Here is a 15,654-nt window from a genome sequence, read left to right on the forward strand (position 1 = left end):
CGAGTCAGGGGCCGACGTTGCGGGCCGGGCGGGTCCGGATGTCGTGGACGTAATCGGCCGGGGCCCCGGCGATCTCGGCGGCATCGGCCATCACCCCGAGATAGCGGGCCGAGGGCAGTCCGCCCTCCCAGGCGTCCACCACATAGAGCCAGGCCAGGACCGGATCGGTGCTGGTGTCGGAGGACAGCCGTTGCACCCGGCACCGGATCTTCTTGTGGAAGCCGAGCTCGGAGCCTTCCCACTGATCCAGGTTGGCCTCGTCCTCCGCGGTCACGTCGTAGAGCACGACGAACACCTTGGACTCGGGGTCCTCGACCAGGGTCGCCAGCGACCCTTCCCAGCTGTAATCCTCGCCGCCGAAGGTCAGGCGCCAGCCGTGCAACCAGCCGGTACCGGCCATCGGCGAATGCGGCGCGCGCTGCAGCATCTGTTCCGGATGCATGTTCGATCCGTAAGCGGCGTAGAGCGGCACGGGGCCAACCTTAAGCGGTCCGGTGGGCAGGAGCGAAGCGACCCGGGGATAAGGCCGGGCTCGGCAGCGCGCCCGCGCGGGATTGACTAGGTTATGACCGTGCCTACCAGGATCGTGATCATCGGCGGTGGACCGGCCGGCTACGAAGCTGCCCTGGTGGCGGCGGCGCGCGGCCCGGAGGCCGCCCAGGTCACCGTCGTCGACAGTGACGGCGTGGGTGGGGCGTGTGTGCTGTTCGACTGCGTGCCCTCCAAGACGTTCATCGCCTCGACCGGCGTGCGTACCGAGCTGCGGCGCGCCAACGGCCTCGGGTTCGACATCGCCATCGACGACGCGAAGATCTCGCTGGGCCAGATCCACAACCGGGTCAAGACGCTCGCCCGCTCGCAGTCGGCGGATATCGGTTCGCAGTTGCTCAGCAACGGCGTCACCGTCGTCCAGGGCCGCGGCGAGCTGGTCGACGATGTCCCCGGGATGGCCCACCATCGGGTGAAGGTCACCACGCGCGACGGCAAGACCGGGGTGCTCAAGGCCGATGTGGTGCTGATCGCCACCGGCGCAACCCCGCGGGTGCTGCCCAATGCCCGGCCCGACGGCGAACGCATCCTGAACTGGCGCCAGCTCTACGACCTGACCGAGCTTCCCGAGCACCTGGTGATCGTCGGCTCAGGGGTCACCGGCGCCGAATTCTGCAGCGCCTACACCGAGCTCGGCGTCAAGGTGACGGTGGTGGCCAGCCGCGATCAGATCCTGCCCCACGAGGACTCCGACGCGGCCGCGGTGCTGGAGGAGGCCTTCGCCGAACGCGGTGTCCAGCTGGTGAAGAACGCCCGCGCCGACTCGGTGACCCGCACCGACACCGGTATCAAGGTTGCGATGGCCGACGGGCGCACCGTCGAGGGCAGTCACGCGCTGATGACGGTCGGCTCGGTGCCCAACACCAGCGGCCTCGGCCTGGAGCGGGTCGGCATCGAGCTGGGTCCCGGCAACTACCTCAAGGTCGACCGGGTCTCGCGCACCACCGCACCGGGTATCTACGCCGCCGGTGACTGCACGGGCCTGTTGCCGCTGGCCTCGGTGGCCGCCATGCAGGGCCGCATCGCGATGTACCACGCACTCGGAGAGGGGGTGAACCCGATCCGGCTGCGCACCGTGGCCGCCGCGGTGTTCACCCGCCCGGAGATCGCGGCGGTCGGCGTCCCGCAGACCAAGATCGACAGCGGGGAGGTGCCCGCGCGCACGCTCATGCTGCCGCTGACCACCAATGCGCGGGCCAAGATGTCGCTGCTGCGCCGCGGTTTCGTCAAGATCTTCTGCCGGCCCGCGACCGGTGTGGTGATCGGCGGTGTGGTGGTCGCGCCGATCGCCTCCGAGCTGATCCTGCCGATCGCGCTTGCGGTACAGAACAACCTCACCGTCACCGACCTCGCACAAACCCTGTCGGTGTATCCGTCGCTGTCGGGCTCGATCGTCGAGGCGGCACGCCGGCTGATGGCCCACGACGATCTCGACTAAAGGTCAGTTCCTCGTCTCGACGGCCCACACCGGCCCGTCACGCAACGTAGGCTCGAGGGCGTGACTGACCCGATTTCTGGCAATGGTCAAGCTCAACTCGGTCCTGCCCAGCGCGCGACGGCCTGGGAACGACTCGGCAGCGAACAGTTCGACGTCGTCGTCATCGGCGGTGGCGTCGTCGGCGCCGGTGCCGCCCTGGACGCCGCGACCCGTGGTCTGAGGGTGGCGCTGGTCGAGGCGCGCGATTACGCCTCGGGCACGTCGAGCCGCAGCTCCAAGATGTTCCACGGTGGCCTGCGCTACCTGGAGCAACTGGAGTTCGGCCTGGTGCGCGAGGCGCTGCACGAGCGCGAGCTCTCGCTGACGACCCTGGCCCCGCATCTGGTGAAACCGCTGCCATTCCTGTTCCCCCTCACCAAACGGCTGTGGGAGCGGCCCTATATCGCGGCAGGCATCTTTCTCTACGATCAGCTCGGTGGAGCGAAATCCGTTCCGGCGCAGAAACATCTGCTCAAAGCCGGAGCGTTGCGGCTGGCCCCCGGCCTCAAGCGCAGCTCGCTGATCGGCGGCATCCGGTACTTCGACACCGTTGTCGACGATGCGCGCCACACCATGATGGTGGCCCGCACCGCGGCCCATTACGGCGCGGTGGTGCGCACCTCGACCCAGGTCGTGGCACTGCTGCGCGAGGGTGACCGGGTGACCGGCGTGCGGGTGCGCGACTCGGAGAACGGCGCCGTCACCGAGGTGCACGGACATGTCGTGGTGAACGCGACCGGGGTGTGGACCGACGAGATCCAGGCTCTGAGCAAGGAGCGCGGACGGTTCCGGGTGCGCGCCTCCAAGGGTGTGCACATCGTGGTCCCGCGTGATCGCATCGTCAGCGAGGTGGCGATCATCCTGCGCACCGAGAAGTCGGTGCTGTTCGTCATCCCGTGGGGCACCCACTGGATCATCGGGACCACCGATACCGACTGGAATCTCGACCTGGCCCACCCGGCGGCGACGAAGGCCGATATCGACTACATCCTCGGTCACGTCAACTCGGTGTTGGCCACGCCGCTGACTCATGACGATATCGACGGTGTCTATGCCGGCCTGCGTCCGCTGTTGGCCGGTGAGAGCGAGTCGACCTCCAAGCTGTCCCGCGAACACGCCGTGGCGGTGCCCTCGCCGGGGCTGGTGGCCATTGCGGGCGGCAAGTACACCACCTACCGGGTGATGGGCGCCGACGCCATCGATGCCGCAGCCGAATTCGTGCCGACCCGGGTGGCGCCGTCGATCACCGAGAAGGTGCCGCTGGTGGGCGCCGACGGCTACTTCGCACTGGTGAACCAGACCGAGCATGTGGGTGCCCATTACGATCTGCACCCTTACCGGGTCCGCCACCTGCTGGATCGTTACGGCTCGCTGATCAGTGAGGTTTTGACGATGGCGGACGGGAAACCCGAACTGCTCGAACCTATCACGGCCGCGCCGGTATACCTGAAGGTGGAGGCGGTCTACGCCGCGGCGGCCGAAGGCGCGCTGCACCTGGAGGACATCCTGGCCCGGCGGATGCGGATCTCGATCGAGTATCCGCACCGGGGTGTGGACTGTGCCCGTGAGGTCGCCGAAACCGTTGCCCCCGTGCTCGGTTGGAGCGAAGCGGACATCGATCGCGAGGTGGCGACCTATGTGGCGCGGGTGGAGGCCGAGGTGCGCTCGCAGACCCAACCGGACGACGAGTCCGCCGATGCCCTGCGAGCGGCGGCCCCCGAGGCGCGCGCGGAGATCCTGGAACCGGTGCCGCTTACTTGAGCACATCCGACCGGTACGCCGGGATCGGCCCGGCGCGGGTGCGGCTGCACGGCGGAAGATTGGTCGACGAGTTCGAGCGACGCTGGGGCGCGGGCGCCAAAGTAGTTGCCGGAGACGTGTTCTCGTCCGATGGTGTCCCTTACGACGAGAACTCGGTGCTTGCGGCGGGCGCGCACGTCTACCTCTACCGCGATCTGCCCGACGAGGTGACGGTGCCGTTCGACATGCCGATCCTGCACCACGACGACGATATCGTCGTCGTCGACAAACCCCACTTCCTGGCGACCATGCCCCGCGGTGGGCATGTCGTGCAGACCGCGTTGGTGCGGTTGCGCCGTGAGCTCGGCCTTGCCGAACTGAGCCCGGCGCATCGGCTCGACAGGCTGACAGCCGGCGTGCTGCTGTTCACCGTCCGCCGCGAGGTGCGGGGTGCCTATCAGACGATGTTCGCCGACGGCCGCGTGCGCAAGACATATCTGGCGCGGGCCGCCGGAACCCCGACCGTCGCGCTTCCCGCGGTGCTGCGCAGCAGGATCACCAAGGTGCGCGGTCGCCTGCAGGCGTTCGAGGAGCCCGGCGAGCCGAACGCCGTGACCTATGCCGAGAGTCTGGGCGCCGGGCTGTACAAGCTGTGCCCACGCACCGGGCGGACCCATCAGTTGCGGGTGCAGATGAATTCGATGGGCGTGCCGATCGACAACGACCCGCTCTATCCGCACATCGTCGAGGTGCCGTCGGGCGATTTCTCGCGACCGCTGCAGTTGCTGGCCCGATGCCTGGAGTTCGACGACCCGCTCAGCGGTGCATCCCGCCGGTTCGTCAGCCTGCGGGAGTTGTCAGTTCGCTAGACGGGTGAACTGGGCGATACCGCCGTAGTGCTCCAGCGAGTGGGTCTGCGCGAGCGGGTTCTCGTCGAAGAGGTACTCGACGTAGAGCTTCTTGATCTTCGCCGCGACATCGACCGGGATGTTGTCGATGACGGCCGCTTCCAGTCCTTCGATATCGATCTTCAGGATGTCGATGTGCCCGTGCTTGTCGATGACATCGCGAAGCACCTGTTGTGATTCCACACAGGTCACGGTCAGCGAGTTGCCGAAGTGGGCGTTGACGCCGCCGTAGCGCCCGGTCTCCTCGAACCCGAACTCGACCTCGCCTGCGGCCGCTCCCACCGCGACCTGCTGCAGGGTGTACCGATCCTCGAAGGGGCGCAGGTTCTCCTGTAGGCGCGTGACGTTCCGCGGCAGCGGCTCGAACAGATAGGTGTAGGCGTCCTTGCTGCGGGAAAGGAAGTATGCCGCCGAGATGCCGATATTGGAGCCGTAGTCGACGATGACGCGGTCGTCGGCATCGGCGTGGTAGTCCGACCGGCAGAAGATCTCGTTGACGGTGAGCAGGTCGTGCGACGAGTAAAGGCGTAGCTCGAGCCAGCCCATCGGGCTGCGCAGGCGCATCGTGGTGGGGTAGCTCCCGCCGCCGGTCAGATACTGCTTGAAGACCGCGATCGGATGCTCGTAGACGCGGAACATGTTCCGGGCTGCGATGTAGTTCCGGCGATGCAGCACAGAACTGGCAATCTTGCCGGCCCCGCGTCCAGCGATCTGCATTACACCTCCAGGTTCGCGGGCCCGCCCGATCGGCGCGGCACCCGGTTCGGATCGAGATTAGCTGCCGAAACAGATGTTCACAGCCTAGGTGCGCCCCTCGAAGGGGTCCGCGTAGAGCGTAGGCGACCGGTCCGAGGGGCGCGCGGTCGGTTGCTGGGGTCCAGTTTCCCGCACGTCAGCGGGGCGATCTGATCTACTACTGGCGTGGATCGCGCAGCTTTTGACCGATTGTTCGACATGACTGATCGCACCGTGATTGTGACCGGGGGCACCCGCGGAATCGGTCTTGCGCTGGCCGAGGGGTTCGTGCTGGCCGGTGCCAGGGTGGTCGTCGCCAGCCGTAAACCGGAGGCCTGCGCGGCCGCTGCGGAGCATCTGCGCGGCCTCGGTGGGCAGGCCATCGGGGTGCCGACGCACATGGGTGACGTGGACGACCTGGGCGCCCTGGTGGAGGCGACGGTTGCCGAGTTCGGCGGCATCGATGTGGTGGTCAACAATGCCGCCAACGCGCTGGCCCAGCCGATCGGCCAGATGACGCCGGAGGCGTGGCAGAAGTCGTATGCGGTCAATCTGCAGGGACCGGTGTTCCTGGTGCAGCACGCACTGCCGCATCTGCAGCGCAGTACGGCCGCGGCCGTCCTGAACATGGTCTCGGTCGGCGCGTTCATGTTCGCGCCGGCGTTGTCCATCTACGCATCGGGCAAGGCCGCGTTGATGTCGATGACCCGATCGATGGCCGCCGAGCTGGTGTCGGCCGGTATCCGGGTCAATGCCATCGCGCCCGGACCTGTGGACACCGACATGATGCGCAACAACCCGCAGGAGGCCATCGATGCGATGACCAACGGGACCTTGTTGGGCAGGCTGGCATCCCCTGACGAGATGGTGGGGGCTGCGCTGCTGTTGTGTTCGGCGGCCGGCAGTTACATCACCGGGCAGGTCGTGATCGTCGACGGCGGCGGGACGCCCCGCTAACCCTGCTTGCGGGCGGCGAATGCATCGGTGAAAGCCTGCATCGCGCCGCTGCCGGCGGCCAGGATCTGGCTGCGGTTCTCGACCTGCAGCGCGGTTTCCAGGCAGCCCGCGTCGAGATTGGCCCATAGCACCTGTTTGGTCGATTCGAGGCCGAATGTGCCGAATCCGCACATGGTTTCGGCGATGTCGAGTGCTTCGGCCAGCGGGTCCGTCGCGATCCGGGACACCATGCCCAGGCGCAGCGCCTCGGCGGCGTCGACGGTGCGCGCGGTCAGGATCAGGTCGAAGGCGGGGCCCGCACCGATGATGCGCGGCAACGTGTAACTGACCCCGATATCGCAGCCGCCGAGGCCGAGCTTGATGAATTGGGTGCAAAAGCGCGCGGCCTCCGAGGCGACGCGGATGTCACTGGCCATGGCGAGGGCGAACCCGCCGCCGTAGGCCGCGCCGTTGACCGCGGCGATCACGGGCTGGCGCAGCCGGTGCAGTTTGACCGTCAACGCGGCAATACGTTCCTGCCAGCGCATCCCCGCCCGCGGCTTCTCCAGTCCGTCCGAGACCGGTGGCGTGCTGCTGTCGGTGAGGTCCAGCCCCGAGCAGAATCCGCGACCGGCGCCGGTGAGCACCACCACCCGGCAGTCGTTGTCCGCTGCGATCGTGTCCAGGGTGGCGTGCAGATCCTCGACGAGTTCGGGGGACAGCGCGTTGAGCTTGTCCGGCCTGTTCAGGGTCATGACGGCGATCTCGGGGCGTGGACGGGAGAGCTCGAGGGTCGGCATGAGCCGACTCTAGGTGGTCGCGCTGTTCCAGCCCCGGACCCCGATGGTGATCATCGACATCTGTTTGATGGCGGTCCGTTTGATCTCATCGAGCGCGGTCTGGTCGGCGGCGTCCTCGGCCAGTTCGGCGACCGAGATCATGGCGTTGACGAACAGGCTGGCCAGGATGTTGAGATCCTCGCTGCTCCAGCCCTTGAGGCCGGGGAAGCGGGCCAGGTCGATGGCGAGCTCAGAGGTGAGCAGTCGGAGCTCGGTGCGAATGGCGTACCGCAGCACCGAGACTCCGCTCGAGCGTTCGCGGGTGATGAACCGCCAGTGCTCACGGCGTTCGCTGATGCTCGCGATCAGGATCTCGGCCGACGAGTCGATGACGTGGTTGGGGTCGAGCTTGCCGGCCCGCGCGCCGCGCAGCATATCGCGCAGTGAGCGGAAGGACTCGTCGATGAGCACCAGCCCGAGCGCTTCCATGGATTCGAAATGCCGGTAGAAGGCGGCGGGCACGATCCCGGCTTCGCGGGTCACCTCGCGCAGGCTCAGTGCGGTGAAGCTGTCCTGCTCCAGCAGGTGCAGGGCGGCGGCGACGATGGCTCGGCGGGTGACCTCTTTGCGCTCTTCGCGCGACAAGGTGTCCTTTGCCGGCCGGCTGGACCGGCTCCGGCCGGAGCGGCCCGACCGGGACCTTGGCGTGTCGCTTTCCACAACCATCGAGCCTACAACTGTGCTCATCGGGCCGTGCCCGTCATTGCGTCTCCACTTGTTAGTGATTTGGGAGTACATGTGTTCACCGTGTTATGGCCATCACAACCTGCAGATATTGGTTGACGGGACCGGCGGTACTGTTTCAGAGTGTACATATGTTCACCGAAACGTTGACGCACAGGCTGCGGGACCGGGTGCTCCGCTCGCCGCTGCTGGATCTGTTGACCGGACCGCATGGTGTGGACCGGTACACCGAGATCGTCGATCCGGTGTGGATCAAGGGCAATGCCCGCGCAAAGGTGGTGGCGGTACGCCGCCAGACGACCCGCAGCGTCACGCTGACGCTGGAACCCAACCAGGCCTTCACCGGCTTTCGGGCGGGGCAGCACATCAACCTGTCGGTGGAGATCGACGGCCGCCGCCGGACCAGGCCGTACTCGCCGGCCAGCGCCGAGGGCAGCCGGCTCATCGAGCTGACCGTCGGCCTGCACGACGGCGGGCTGGTGTCGACCTACCTGTACGAGAACGCCAAGCCGGGCATGGTGGTCGGACTGGACTCCGTCGGCGGTGACTTCACCATGCCGGCCCAGCGTCCCGAGCGCATCCTGTTCGTCTCCGGCGGCAGCGGTATCACCCCGGTGTTGTCGATGCTGCGCACCCTGAAGGCCGAAGGGTTCACCGGTGAGGCGGCCTTCATCCACTATGCGCGCTGCGAGCAGGACGCCTGCTATCGCGATGAGCTCGATCGGATGCCCGGTGTGCGGGTACTGCACGGCTACACCCGAGACGATCAGGGCGCTGACCTCGACGGCCACTTCGCCGCCCACCACCTGTCGGCGGCTATGGCCGAACCCGATGCCGTCTACGTGTGCGGTCCACCGGCGCTGGTCGAGGCCGTCCGGGAACTGCGTCCGGATGCGCGGTCCGAGAGTTTCGTCCCGCCGGTGTTCGCCGTTCCTGCCGAATCGACGGGCGGCACCATCAGTTTCACGACCAGCGGCGTCGAGGTCGCCGACAGCGGCCAGACGCTGCTCGAGCAGGCCGAGGCCGCCGGGCTGAACCCCGAGAGCGGCTGCCGGATGGGCATCTGCTTCAGCTGCACTCGACCCAAAACCCGCGGCGCGGTGCGCAATCTGCTCAACGGAACGGTATCCACCGACGATTGTGAAGACATCCGGATCTGCGTCAGCGCCCCGGTCGGCGATGTCGCCATCGACCTCTGAACACCTGAATCCCTGAAGTTTTCGAGAAACGAAAGGCAATGTCATGACGACCTTGGATTTGCCCCGTAGCTCCACCCCGACCCCCGCCAAGCCCCGCAGCTCGGCAAAGTACAGGCTCACCCCGGAACAGTTCGAGGCCTTCGGCGCCGAACTCGACGCCATCCGTGAGCGCCAGCTGGCCGATCTCGGCGAGCGCGACGCCAACTACATCCGACAGATCATCAAGTGGCAGCGCGGTCTCGAGTTCGGCGGCCGGGTGCTGCTGTTCCTGCCGCCGGCCTGGCCGGTCGGGACCGTGATGTTGGGTCTGTCGAAGATCCTCGACAACATGGAGATCGGCCACAACGTCATGCACGGCCAGTACGACTGGATGGGCGATCCGGCGTTGCGCGGGCAGAACTTCGAATGGGATTCGGCCTGCCCGTCCAACCAGTGGCGGCACTCGCACAACTACATGCACCACACCTACACCAACATCGTGGACCTGGACCGTGATATCGGCTACGGCATCCTGCGGATGAGCGAGGACCAGAAGTGGCATCCGTACTACCTGGGTAACCCGGTCTACGCCTTCCTGCTGATGGTGTTCTTCCAGTACGGCGTCGCGCTGCACGAGTTGGAGACCGAGCGCATCCGCGCCGGTGAGATCAAACTGCGCGACAAGAAAGAGATGCTCACCGAGATGTGGGCGAAGGTCAAGAAGCAGACCGTCAAGGATTACGTGGCCTTCCCGCTGCTGGCCGGACCGTTCGCACCGTTCGTGTTCGCCGGCAACATGACGGCCAACCTGATGCGCAACGTGTGGTCCTACGCCATCATCTTCTGCGGTCACTTCCCCGAGGGCACCCACGAGTTCACCGTCGAGGAGACCAAGAGCGAGACCCGCGGCCAGTGGTATTACCGGCAGCTGCTGGGTTCGGCGAATCTGAGTGGCGGCAAGTGGTTCCACATCTTCAGTGGCAACCTGTCCTTCCAGATCGAGCACCACTTGTTCCCGGACATCCCGGCCCACCGCTACGCGGAGATCTCCGGTGAGGTCCGCGAGATCTGCCAGCGTTACGGCCTGCCCTACAACAGTGGACCGCTGCCCAAGCAGTTCTTCTCGGTGGTCAAGAAGATCTGGCGGCTGGCGCTGCCGAATCGCAAACCCGCCGAGGAGTCGCAGGCCAGGGCCGCTGCCTGACGCGCTCAGCGTTGGCAGTTGGGGCACCAATACCGGATACGGTCGCCGCTGTCGTCCCTCCTGATGGGGGTTCGGCAGCGGCGACACGGTTCTGCGGCCCTGCCGTACACCCAGAACTGTTGGCCCCTGCGGGTATTGCCGGTGATGATGCGATTGGCACGGTTGCGGTTGAGCCACAACATGTCCCGCGCGCGCTGGACGACGCGTAGCGGATCGGCAACCTCGCCGACGGGGGAGTCGGGTCGCTTACCGAGCACGAAGCACAGTTCGTTGGCGTACACGTTGCCCACACCGGCCATGACCCGTTGGTCCAACAGCACATCGGCGAGTTCACGATCCGGCTCGGCCATCAGGTTCTGCCTGGCCAGTTGCGGATCCCAGTCCGGGCCGAGCAGGTCGGGGCCCAGATGGGCGACGGCGTCCTGGTCGGCGGCGCGCTCGAGCACTTCCAGCACGCCCAGGTCGATGCCGAAGGCCACGGTGTCGGCGGTGCCCAGCACGATCCTGATCCGATGCTGGGGACCACGGAACGAGCCGATCACCCAGCTGCCGTCCATCTTGAGGTGGGAGTGGATGCTGGCCGCGCCGACGCGGATGAACAGGTGCTTGCCGCGGCTGAGCACCTCGTCGACGTGCTCACCGGTCAGGTCGACCGCCGCATACCGTGGGACTCGGACGTCGCAACGGGTCAGGGTGCGGCCGACGAGCGCTTCCCGCAGTTTCGTGGCGGTGCGATAGACCGTGTCACCCTCGGGCATGAGTTCAGTATCGTGCGCTCAGCGAAGTCGCAGGCCACGGGGGGTGCGGGCGAAGCCTGACTCCAGCAGCGCGTCCTGGACGGCGGTGAGGGTCGCGTCGCCGGCGAGTTCCAGCACGCTTGTGCCGTTGATCTTCTCGACCAACAATGATGGCACCCGGCCTGTGCTCACCAGGCCGGACAGGGCCGCGGCGGCGGCCTGTTGGGTGCCGGGGTCATCGGTGAAACTGAGTAGGGTTCGCCCGCCGCGTTCGACGAACCAGACCAGGGCGCCGTCGACCAGGACGACCAGCGCGCCGGCCTTGCGGCCGGGCCGATGCGTCAGCTCGGTGTCATCGGGCCACGGCAGCGCCACACCATAGGGGTTGGCCGGATCGGTGGCCGCCAACGCCACGGCGTGGAGTTCGGGGCGCTGCGGGTCCACCCCGTCGAGATAGGAGCGCAGCCGGTCCACCGTCGAGGCGGCCGCGAACTGCGCCCCGCCAAGGGATTCCACGAAGTAGCCACGCTGGCAGCGACCGGCGTCCTCGAAGGCGGTCAGCACCTTGTACAACATCGCGAACCCGCCGGGTATCCCGTCTGCGGCACCGCGGGTGAGTACGCCATAGCGGTTCAGCAGCAACTCGGCCTGGAAGTGTGCGCGCACCGTGGAATCCGGTGTCGCCGTGGGTAGGGCAGACCAGCGGCCGGCCACCATCGGGTCGGCTCGCTGCTGGCCCTGGGTCAGGCTGTAGCGACTCAACCGGGGCGGACGTTGACGCTGCCGATGCGCGGGCGCGCCAGAGCGTCGCGAGCCGGCCAGCACAGCACGCACCGGGGCGAACGTGTCACCGGTGACCCAGCCCGCCCAGATCAGATCCCAGAGGGCAGTTTTGAATTCGGTCCCGGTCGAGCCGTCGGTGAGCTGGCGGAAAAAGAATGCGCCACCGTGCCCGAGGGCATCCAGGATGGCTCGGTGTGTGTCGGTGAAGTCGATATCGATCGGCGCTGCCAGTGTCAGTGCCGCCGTCTCACCGAGGTGGAACGCGATCCACCCGTCGCTGCCGCCGATCTGCCCGGCGCCCGACCAGGTGACCTCACCGGAGGCCAGTAGCTCGTCCAGCATGGCCGGCTGGTAATCGGCGACGCGTTGGCCGAATATCAGCGGTTCGATCGCCGACGCGGGAAGTGGGTGTCCGGCCAGCTGCTCGATGACCGCGGCCACGCCATCCACGCCGCGCACCTGCTCTGATCCCAGGTGCTGCCAGGCGGGCAGGAAGCGTCCGTATGCGGCGGTGCTCACGGGCTCGACCGCGGCCCGCAACGCTGCCAGTGACCGACGGCGCAGGATTTTCAGAACGGTGGCGTCACACCATTGTTCGGAGGGACCCGGCGCGGCGGTGAACTCGCCGCGGATCAACCTGCCGTCAGCAGCCAGGCGGCCGAGCACATCGGAGGTCACCCGGATGCCCAGACCGAACCTGGCCGCCGCCTCGTCGGTGCTGAAGGGACCGTGGGTGCGCGCGTATCGGCCCAGCAGATCGGAAAGCGGATCCTTGACCGACTCGCTGAGGCTTGCCGGCACCCACACCGGGACCGCGACGCCAACACCGTCACGCAGCAATCCGATGTCCTCGACCGCCGCCCACCACGTCCGGCCGGCGAAGGAGACGGTCAGCGCCCGGCGTGCTTGCCGCAGCCCCTCCAGCCAGCCGCCGATATCGGGTGTCGTTGCCCGAGCGGCGATTTCCTCCTGGGTGAGCGGTCCCAGCAATCGCAGCAGGTCCGCGACGCCCTCCGCATCGCGGGCGGCGCGATCGGGCTCGAGGTGCTGGAGTTGGCGGGCGGTGGTGGCCACCACATCCGGATCGAGCAGATCGTGCAGTTCGACACGGCCGAGCAGCTCGGCGAGCAACACCGTGTCCAGCGACAGGGCAGCCGCACGGCGCTCCGCGAGCGGGCTGTCACCCTCGTACATGAACGCGCCGACATAGCCGAACAGGGCGGCGGCGGCGAAGGGCGACGGGGTGGCGGTCTCGACCTCGACGAGCCGGACGCGGCGCTGAGCGACCTTGCTCATCAGGTCGGTCAGCGCGGGGACGTCATAGACATCCTGGAGGCATTCCCGGACGGCCTCCAGCACGATCGGGAACTCCGGATACTTGCGGGCCACGTCGAGCAGCTGTGAGGCCCGCTGCCGCTGGTGCCACAGCGGGGAGCGTTTACCCGGGTGGCGCCGCGGCAGCAGCAGCGCCCGAGCGGCGCACTCGCGGAACCGCGAGGCAAACAGTGCCGAACCGCCGACCTCCGCGGTGACGATGGCATCCAGTTCGTCGGGCTCGAAGACGAAGAGGTCGGCCCCCGGCGGATCTTCCCCACCGTCGGGAAGGCGCACGATGATGCCGTCGTCGGAGGCAGTGGGTTTCTCGTCGATACCGTAACGCTCGCGCAGCCGGCGTCCCACGGCCAATGCCAGCGGACCGTGGACGCGCAAACCATAGGGGGAGTGCAGGATCACGCGCCAGTCACCGAGTTCGTCGTGAAACCGCTCCACCACCAGCGTGCTGTCACTGGGGACCGCGCCCGTGGCCTGACGCTGCTCGTCGATGAGGTGCCACAGATTGTCGGTGGCGTAATCATCGAAGCCGACATCGCGGCAACGCTGCCGGAAACCCTCGGAATCCATCTTGGCGAGTTCACCGGTGAAGGCGCCGACCGCGGCGCCGAGTTCGGCGGGCCTGCCCACGCTGTCCCCCCGCCAGAACGGCAGCCGTGCAGGCAATCCCGGCGCGGGTATCACCAGCACCCGGTCATGGGTGATCTCGGTGATCCGCCAGCTGGTGGCACCCAGTGAGATGACGTCACCCGGGCGGGATTCGTAGACCATCTCCTCGTCGAGCTCACCGACCCGGGACGGCTTCTCGTCTTCGGAGGCCAGATACACGGTGAACATGCCGCGATCGGGGATCGCACCGCCGGAGGTGACGGCAAGCCGCTGCGCACCAGGGCGCGCGGTCAATGAGCCGGCGTCGCGGTCATAGACGAGGCGTGGGCGCAATTCGGCGAACTCGGTGGACGGGTACTTGCCGGACAGCAAGTCCAGCGTGGCCTCGAAGGCCGTGCGCGGCAATGTCGCGAAGGGCGCGCTGCGCCGCACGGTGTCGAACCAGGCGTCGGCGTCCAGCGGCTCCAGCGCCGCCGCGGCGACGGTGTGCTGAGCCAGCACATCGAGCGGATTGGTGGGCACCCGCATGGTCTCGATCTGGCCCGCCCGCATCCGTTGGACGGTGACCGCGCAGTCGATGAGATCGGTGCGATGTTTCGGGAACAGCACACCCTGGGAGATCTCACCGACCTGGTGTCCGGCACGGCCGATGCGCTGCAGACCGCTGGCCACCGATGGCGGCGCGGAGACCTGGATGACCAGGTCGACCGCGCCCATGTCGATGCCGAGCTCGAGGCTGGAGGTGGCCACGACCGCCTTGAGGCGTCCGCTTTTCAGGTCATCCTCGACGAGCGCGCGCTGCTCCTTGCTCACCGAACCGTGGTGTGCCTTCGCCAGTTCGGTGGGAGCGCCGAAGCTCTGCCCGCTGGCCATCACGTACGCCGGGGCACCACCGGCCACCTTCTTGTTCGCACCACCATCGTCGGCCGAGCCTGGCAACTCCACACCGTTGCGTTCGGCATGGATCTCGTTGAGCCGCGAGGTGAGTCGTTCTGCGAGGCGCCGGGAATTGGCGAAGACGATGCAGGACCGGTGCGTCTCGATCAGGTCGACGATGCGTTCCTCGACATCGGGCCAGATCGATCCCTCGGCCAGATTGGTCATATCCGGCACCGGGACCTGTACCTGCAACTCGAAGGTCTTGTCCGCGGGCGGGCAGACGATGGTCGCGCCGCTGCCGGTGAGGAAACGGGCCACTTCTTCGGCCGGACGCACGGTGGCCGACAGGCCGATCCGCTGGGCGGGGCGGTCCAGCAACGCGTCGAGCCGCTCAAGCGAAACGGCCAGGTGCGCACCACGTTTGGTGGCCGCGACCGCATGCACCTCGTCGACGATGATGGTGGTGACGGTGGTCAGCGTCTCGCGAGCCGACGAGGTCAGCATGAGGAACAACGACTCTGGCGTGGTGATCAGGATGTCGGGTGGACGGGTGATGAGATCACGGCGCTGTTTGGGCGTGGTGTCCCCGGAACGCACACCGACGGTGATCTGCGGGGCCGTACTGCCCAGTCGCTCGGCCACCCTGGTTAGGCCGGTCAGCGGCGTGCGCAGGTTGCGCTCGACGTCGACCGCGAGCGCCTTGAGCGGTGAAACGTAGAGCACCCGGGTGCCGGTGGACTCCGCCGGGGATCGGGCCAGGTCGTCGATCGCCCACAGGAAGGCGGCCAGCGTCTTACCCGAGCCGGTGGGCGCCACCACGAGCGTGTCGCTGCCGTCGGCGATCGCCGCCCAGGCCTGGGCCTGAGCATTGGTGGGGGCCGGGAAGGTGCCCGCGAACCACTCCCGCGTCAGCTGACTGAAGCGGGCGAGCGGGTCGACGACGGGCGGCATCCCACCATGGTGCCCCCAACCACCGACAACCAATCCTGAGCAGGGTAAATCCCCTGGTGCGCGGTGTCGGAGAGGGTTACGATCTAAGCGTTCAGCTCGCCATGGGTTCGCTC

At 67.3% G+C, this 15,654-nt stretch carries 12 protein-coding genes; 6 read left to right on the forward strand and 6 right to left on the reverse strand.

Going from position 1 to position 15,654, the window contains the following annotated elements; all coding sequences use genetic code 11:
• Window positions 1-4: 4 nt before the first annotated feature.
• Complete coding sequence (locus tag IC40_RS0110935) at window positions 5-472, reverse strand: gamma-glutamylcyclotransferase family protein (RefSeq protein WP_030134750.1); 468 nt, start codon at window positions 470-472, stop codon at window positions 5-7.
• Window positions 473-571: 99 nt separating this feature from the next.
• On the opposite strand from IC40_RS0110935, the gene IC40_RS0110940 reads away from it, so the two are divergent.
• From IC40_RS0110940 to IC40_RS0110950, 3 genes are read left to right on the forward strand one after another with little or no spacing between them, the layout of a single operon-like run.
• The gene (locus IC40_RS0110940) at window positions 572-1,987 is read left to right on the forward strand and encodes an NAD(P)H-quinone dehydrogenase (protein WP_030134751.1); all 1,416 of its coding nucleotides are present in this window, start codon (window positions 572-574) and stop codon (window positions 1,985-1,987) included.
• Window positions 1,988-2,047: 60 nt separating this feature from the next.
• A complete protein-coding gene (locus IC40_RS0110945) occupies window positions 2,048-3,787 on the forward strand; it encodes a glycerol-3-phosphate dehydrogenase/oxidase (RefSeq protein ID WP_030134752.1) in 1,740 nt (579 codons plus the stop codon).
• Window positions 3,784-4,635 (forward strand): pseudouridine synthase, encoded by an 852-nt coding sequence (locus tag IC40_RS0110950; protein WP_030134753.1) that lies wholly within the window; start codon window positions 3,784-3,786, stop codon window positions 4,633-4,635. Before IC40_RS0110945 ends, IC40_RS0110950 begins: the two co-directional genes overlap by 4 nt.
• On the opposite strand, the gene IC40_RS0110955 is transcribed toward IC40_RS0110950, so the two are convergent.
• The gene (locus IC40_RS0110955; protein WP_030134754.1) at window positions 4,624-5,391 is read right to left on the reverse strand and encodes an FkbM family methyltransferase; all 768 of its coding nucleotides are present in this window, start codon (window positions 5,389-5,391) and stop codon (window positions 4,624-4,626) included. The two genes, IC40_RS0110950 and IC40_RS0110955, sit on opposite strands and share 12 nt — an antisense overlap.
• A gap of 204 nt (window positions 5,392-5,595) precedes the next feature.
• On the opposite strand from IC40_RS0110955, the gene IC40_RS0110960 reads away from it, so the two are divergent.
• Window positions 5,596-6,366 carry an SDR family NAD(P)-dependent oxidoreductase gene (locus IC40_RS0110960; protein ID WP_030134755.1) on the forward strand — a complete coding sequence of 257 codons (771 nt, stop codon included), beginning with the start codon at window positions 5,596-5,598 and terminating at the stop codon, window positions 6,364-6,366.
• Here the strand turns inward: IC40_RS0110960 and IC40_RS0110965 are convergent.
• Window positions 6,363-7,145, reverse strand: a complete 783-nt coding sequence (locus tag IC40_RS0110965; protein ID WP_030134756.1) for an enoyl-CoA hydratase-related protein — start codon at window positions 7,143-7,145, stop codon at window positions 6,363-6,365. The genes IC40_RS0110960 and IC40_RS0110965 overlap by 4 nt on opposite strands.
• Before the next feature lie 9 nt (window positions 7,146-7,154).
• Window positions 7,155-7,871 (reverse strand): TetR family transcriptional regulator, encoded by a 717-nt coding sequence (locus tag IC40_RS0110970; protein WP_420896601.1) that lies wholly within the window; start codon window positions 7,869-7,871, stop codon window positions 7,155-7,157.
• A 128-nt stretch (window positions 7,872-7,999) separates the two neighbouring features.
• On the opposite strand from IC40_RS0110970, the gene IC40_RS0110975 reads away from it, so the two are divergent.
• Both IC40_RS0110975 and IC40_RS0110980 read left to right on the forward strand, forming a co-directional pair.
• Window positions 8,000-9,067, forward strand: a complete 1,068-nt coding sequence (locus tag IC40_RS0110975) for a ferredoxin reductase (RefSeq protein WP_030134758.1) — start codon at window positions 8,000-8,002, stop codon at window positions 9,065-9,067.
• A gap of 43 nt (window positions 9,068-9,110) precedes the next feature.
• Window positions 9,111-10,250: a fatty acid desaturase family protein gene (locus IC40_RS0110980; protein WP_030134759.1), complete on the forward strand. Its 1,140-nt coding sequence runs from the start codon at window positions 9,111-9,113 to the stop codon at window positions 10,248-10,250.
• A 5-nt stretch (window positions 10,251-10,255) separates the two neighbouring features.
• Here IC40_RS0110980 and nei2 read toward each other — a convergent pair whose 3' ends face one another.
• Both nei2 and IC40_RS0110990 read right to left on the reverse strand, forming a co-directional pair.
• On the reverse strand, window positions 10,256-11,008 hold the full coding sequence (nei2, locus tag IC40_RS0110985) for an endonuclease VIII Nei2 (RefSeq protein WP_030134760.1): 753 nt from the start codon (window positions 11,006-11,008) through the stop codon (window positions 10,256-10,258).
• Between the two features lie 18 nt (window positions 11,009-11,026).
• Window positions 11,027-15,541 (reverse strand): ATP-dependent helicase, encoded by a 4,515-nt coding sequence (locus tag IC40_RS0110990; RefSeq protein WP_030134761.1) that lies wholly within the window; start codon window positions 15,539-15,541, stop codon window positions 11,027-11,029.
• Between the last annotated feature and the right edge of the window lie 113 nt (window positions 15,542-15,654).

The organism is Mycolicibacterium neoaurum ATCC 25795, from assembly GCF_000691525.1.
Lineage (GTDB): Bacteria > Actinomycetota > Actinomycetes > Mycobacteriales > Mycobacteriaceae > Mycobacterium > Mycobacterium neoaurum.

Excerpts from the sequence above, each read along its gene's own strand:
- IC40_RS0110955 (WP_030134754.1), bottom strand. The coding sequence starts at position 5,391 with ATGCAGATCGCTGGACGCGGGGCCGGCAAGATTGCCAGTTCTGTGCTG.
- IC40_RS0110965 (WP_030134756.1), bottom strand. The coding sequence starts at position 7,145 with ATGCCGACCCTCGAGCTCTCCCGTCCACGCCCCGAGATCGCCGTCATG.
- IC40_RS0110970 (WP_420896601.1), bottom strand. The coding sequence starts at position 7,871 with ATGAGCACAGTTGTAGGCTCGATGGTTGTGGAAAGCGACACGCCAAGG.
- IC40_RS0110975 (WP_030134758.1), top strand. The coding sequence starts at position 8,000 with ATGTTCACCGAAACGTTGACGCACAGGCTGCGGGACCGGGTGCTCCGC.
- IC40_RS0110980 (WP_030134759.1), top strand. The coding sequence starts at position 9,111 with ATGACGACCTTGGATTTGCCCCGTAGCTCCACCCCGACCCCCGCCAAG.
- nei2 (WP_030134760.1), bottom strand. The coding sequence starts at position 11,008 with ATGCCCGAGGGTGACACGGTCTATCGCACCGCCACGAAACTGCGGGAA.
- IC40_RS0110990 (WP_030134761.1), bottom strand. The coding sequence starts at position 15,541 with ATGCCGCCCGTCGTCGACCCGCTCGCCCGCTTCAGTCAGCTGACGCGG.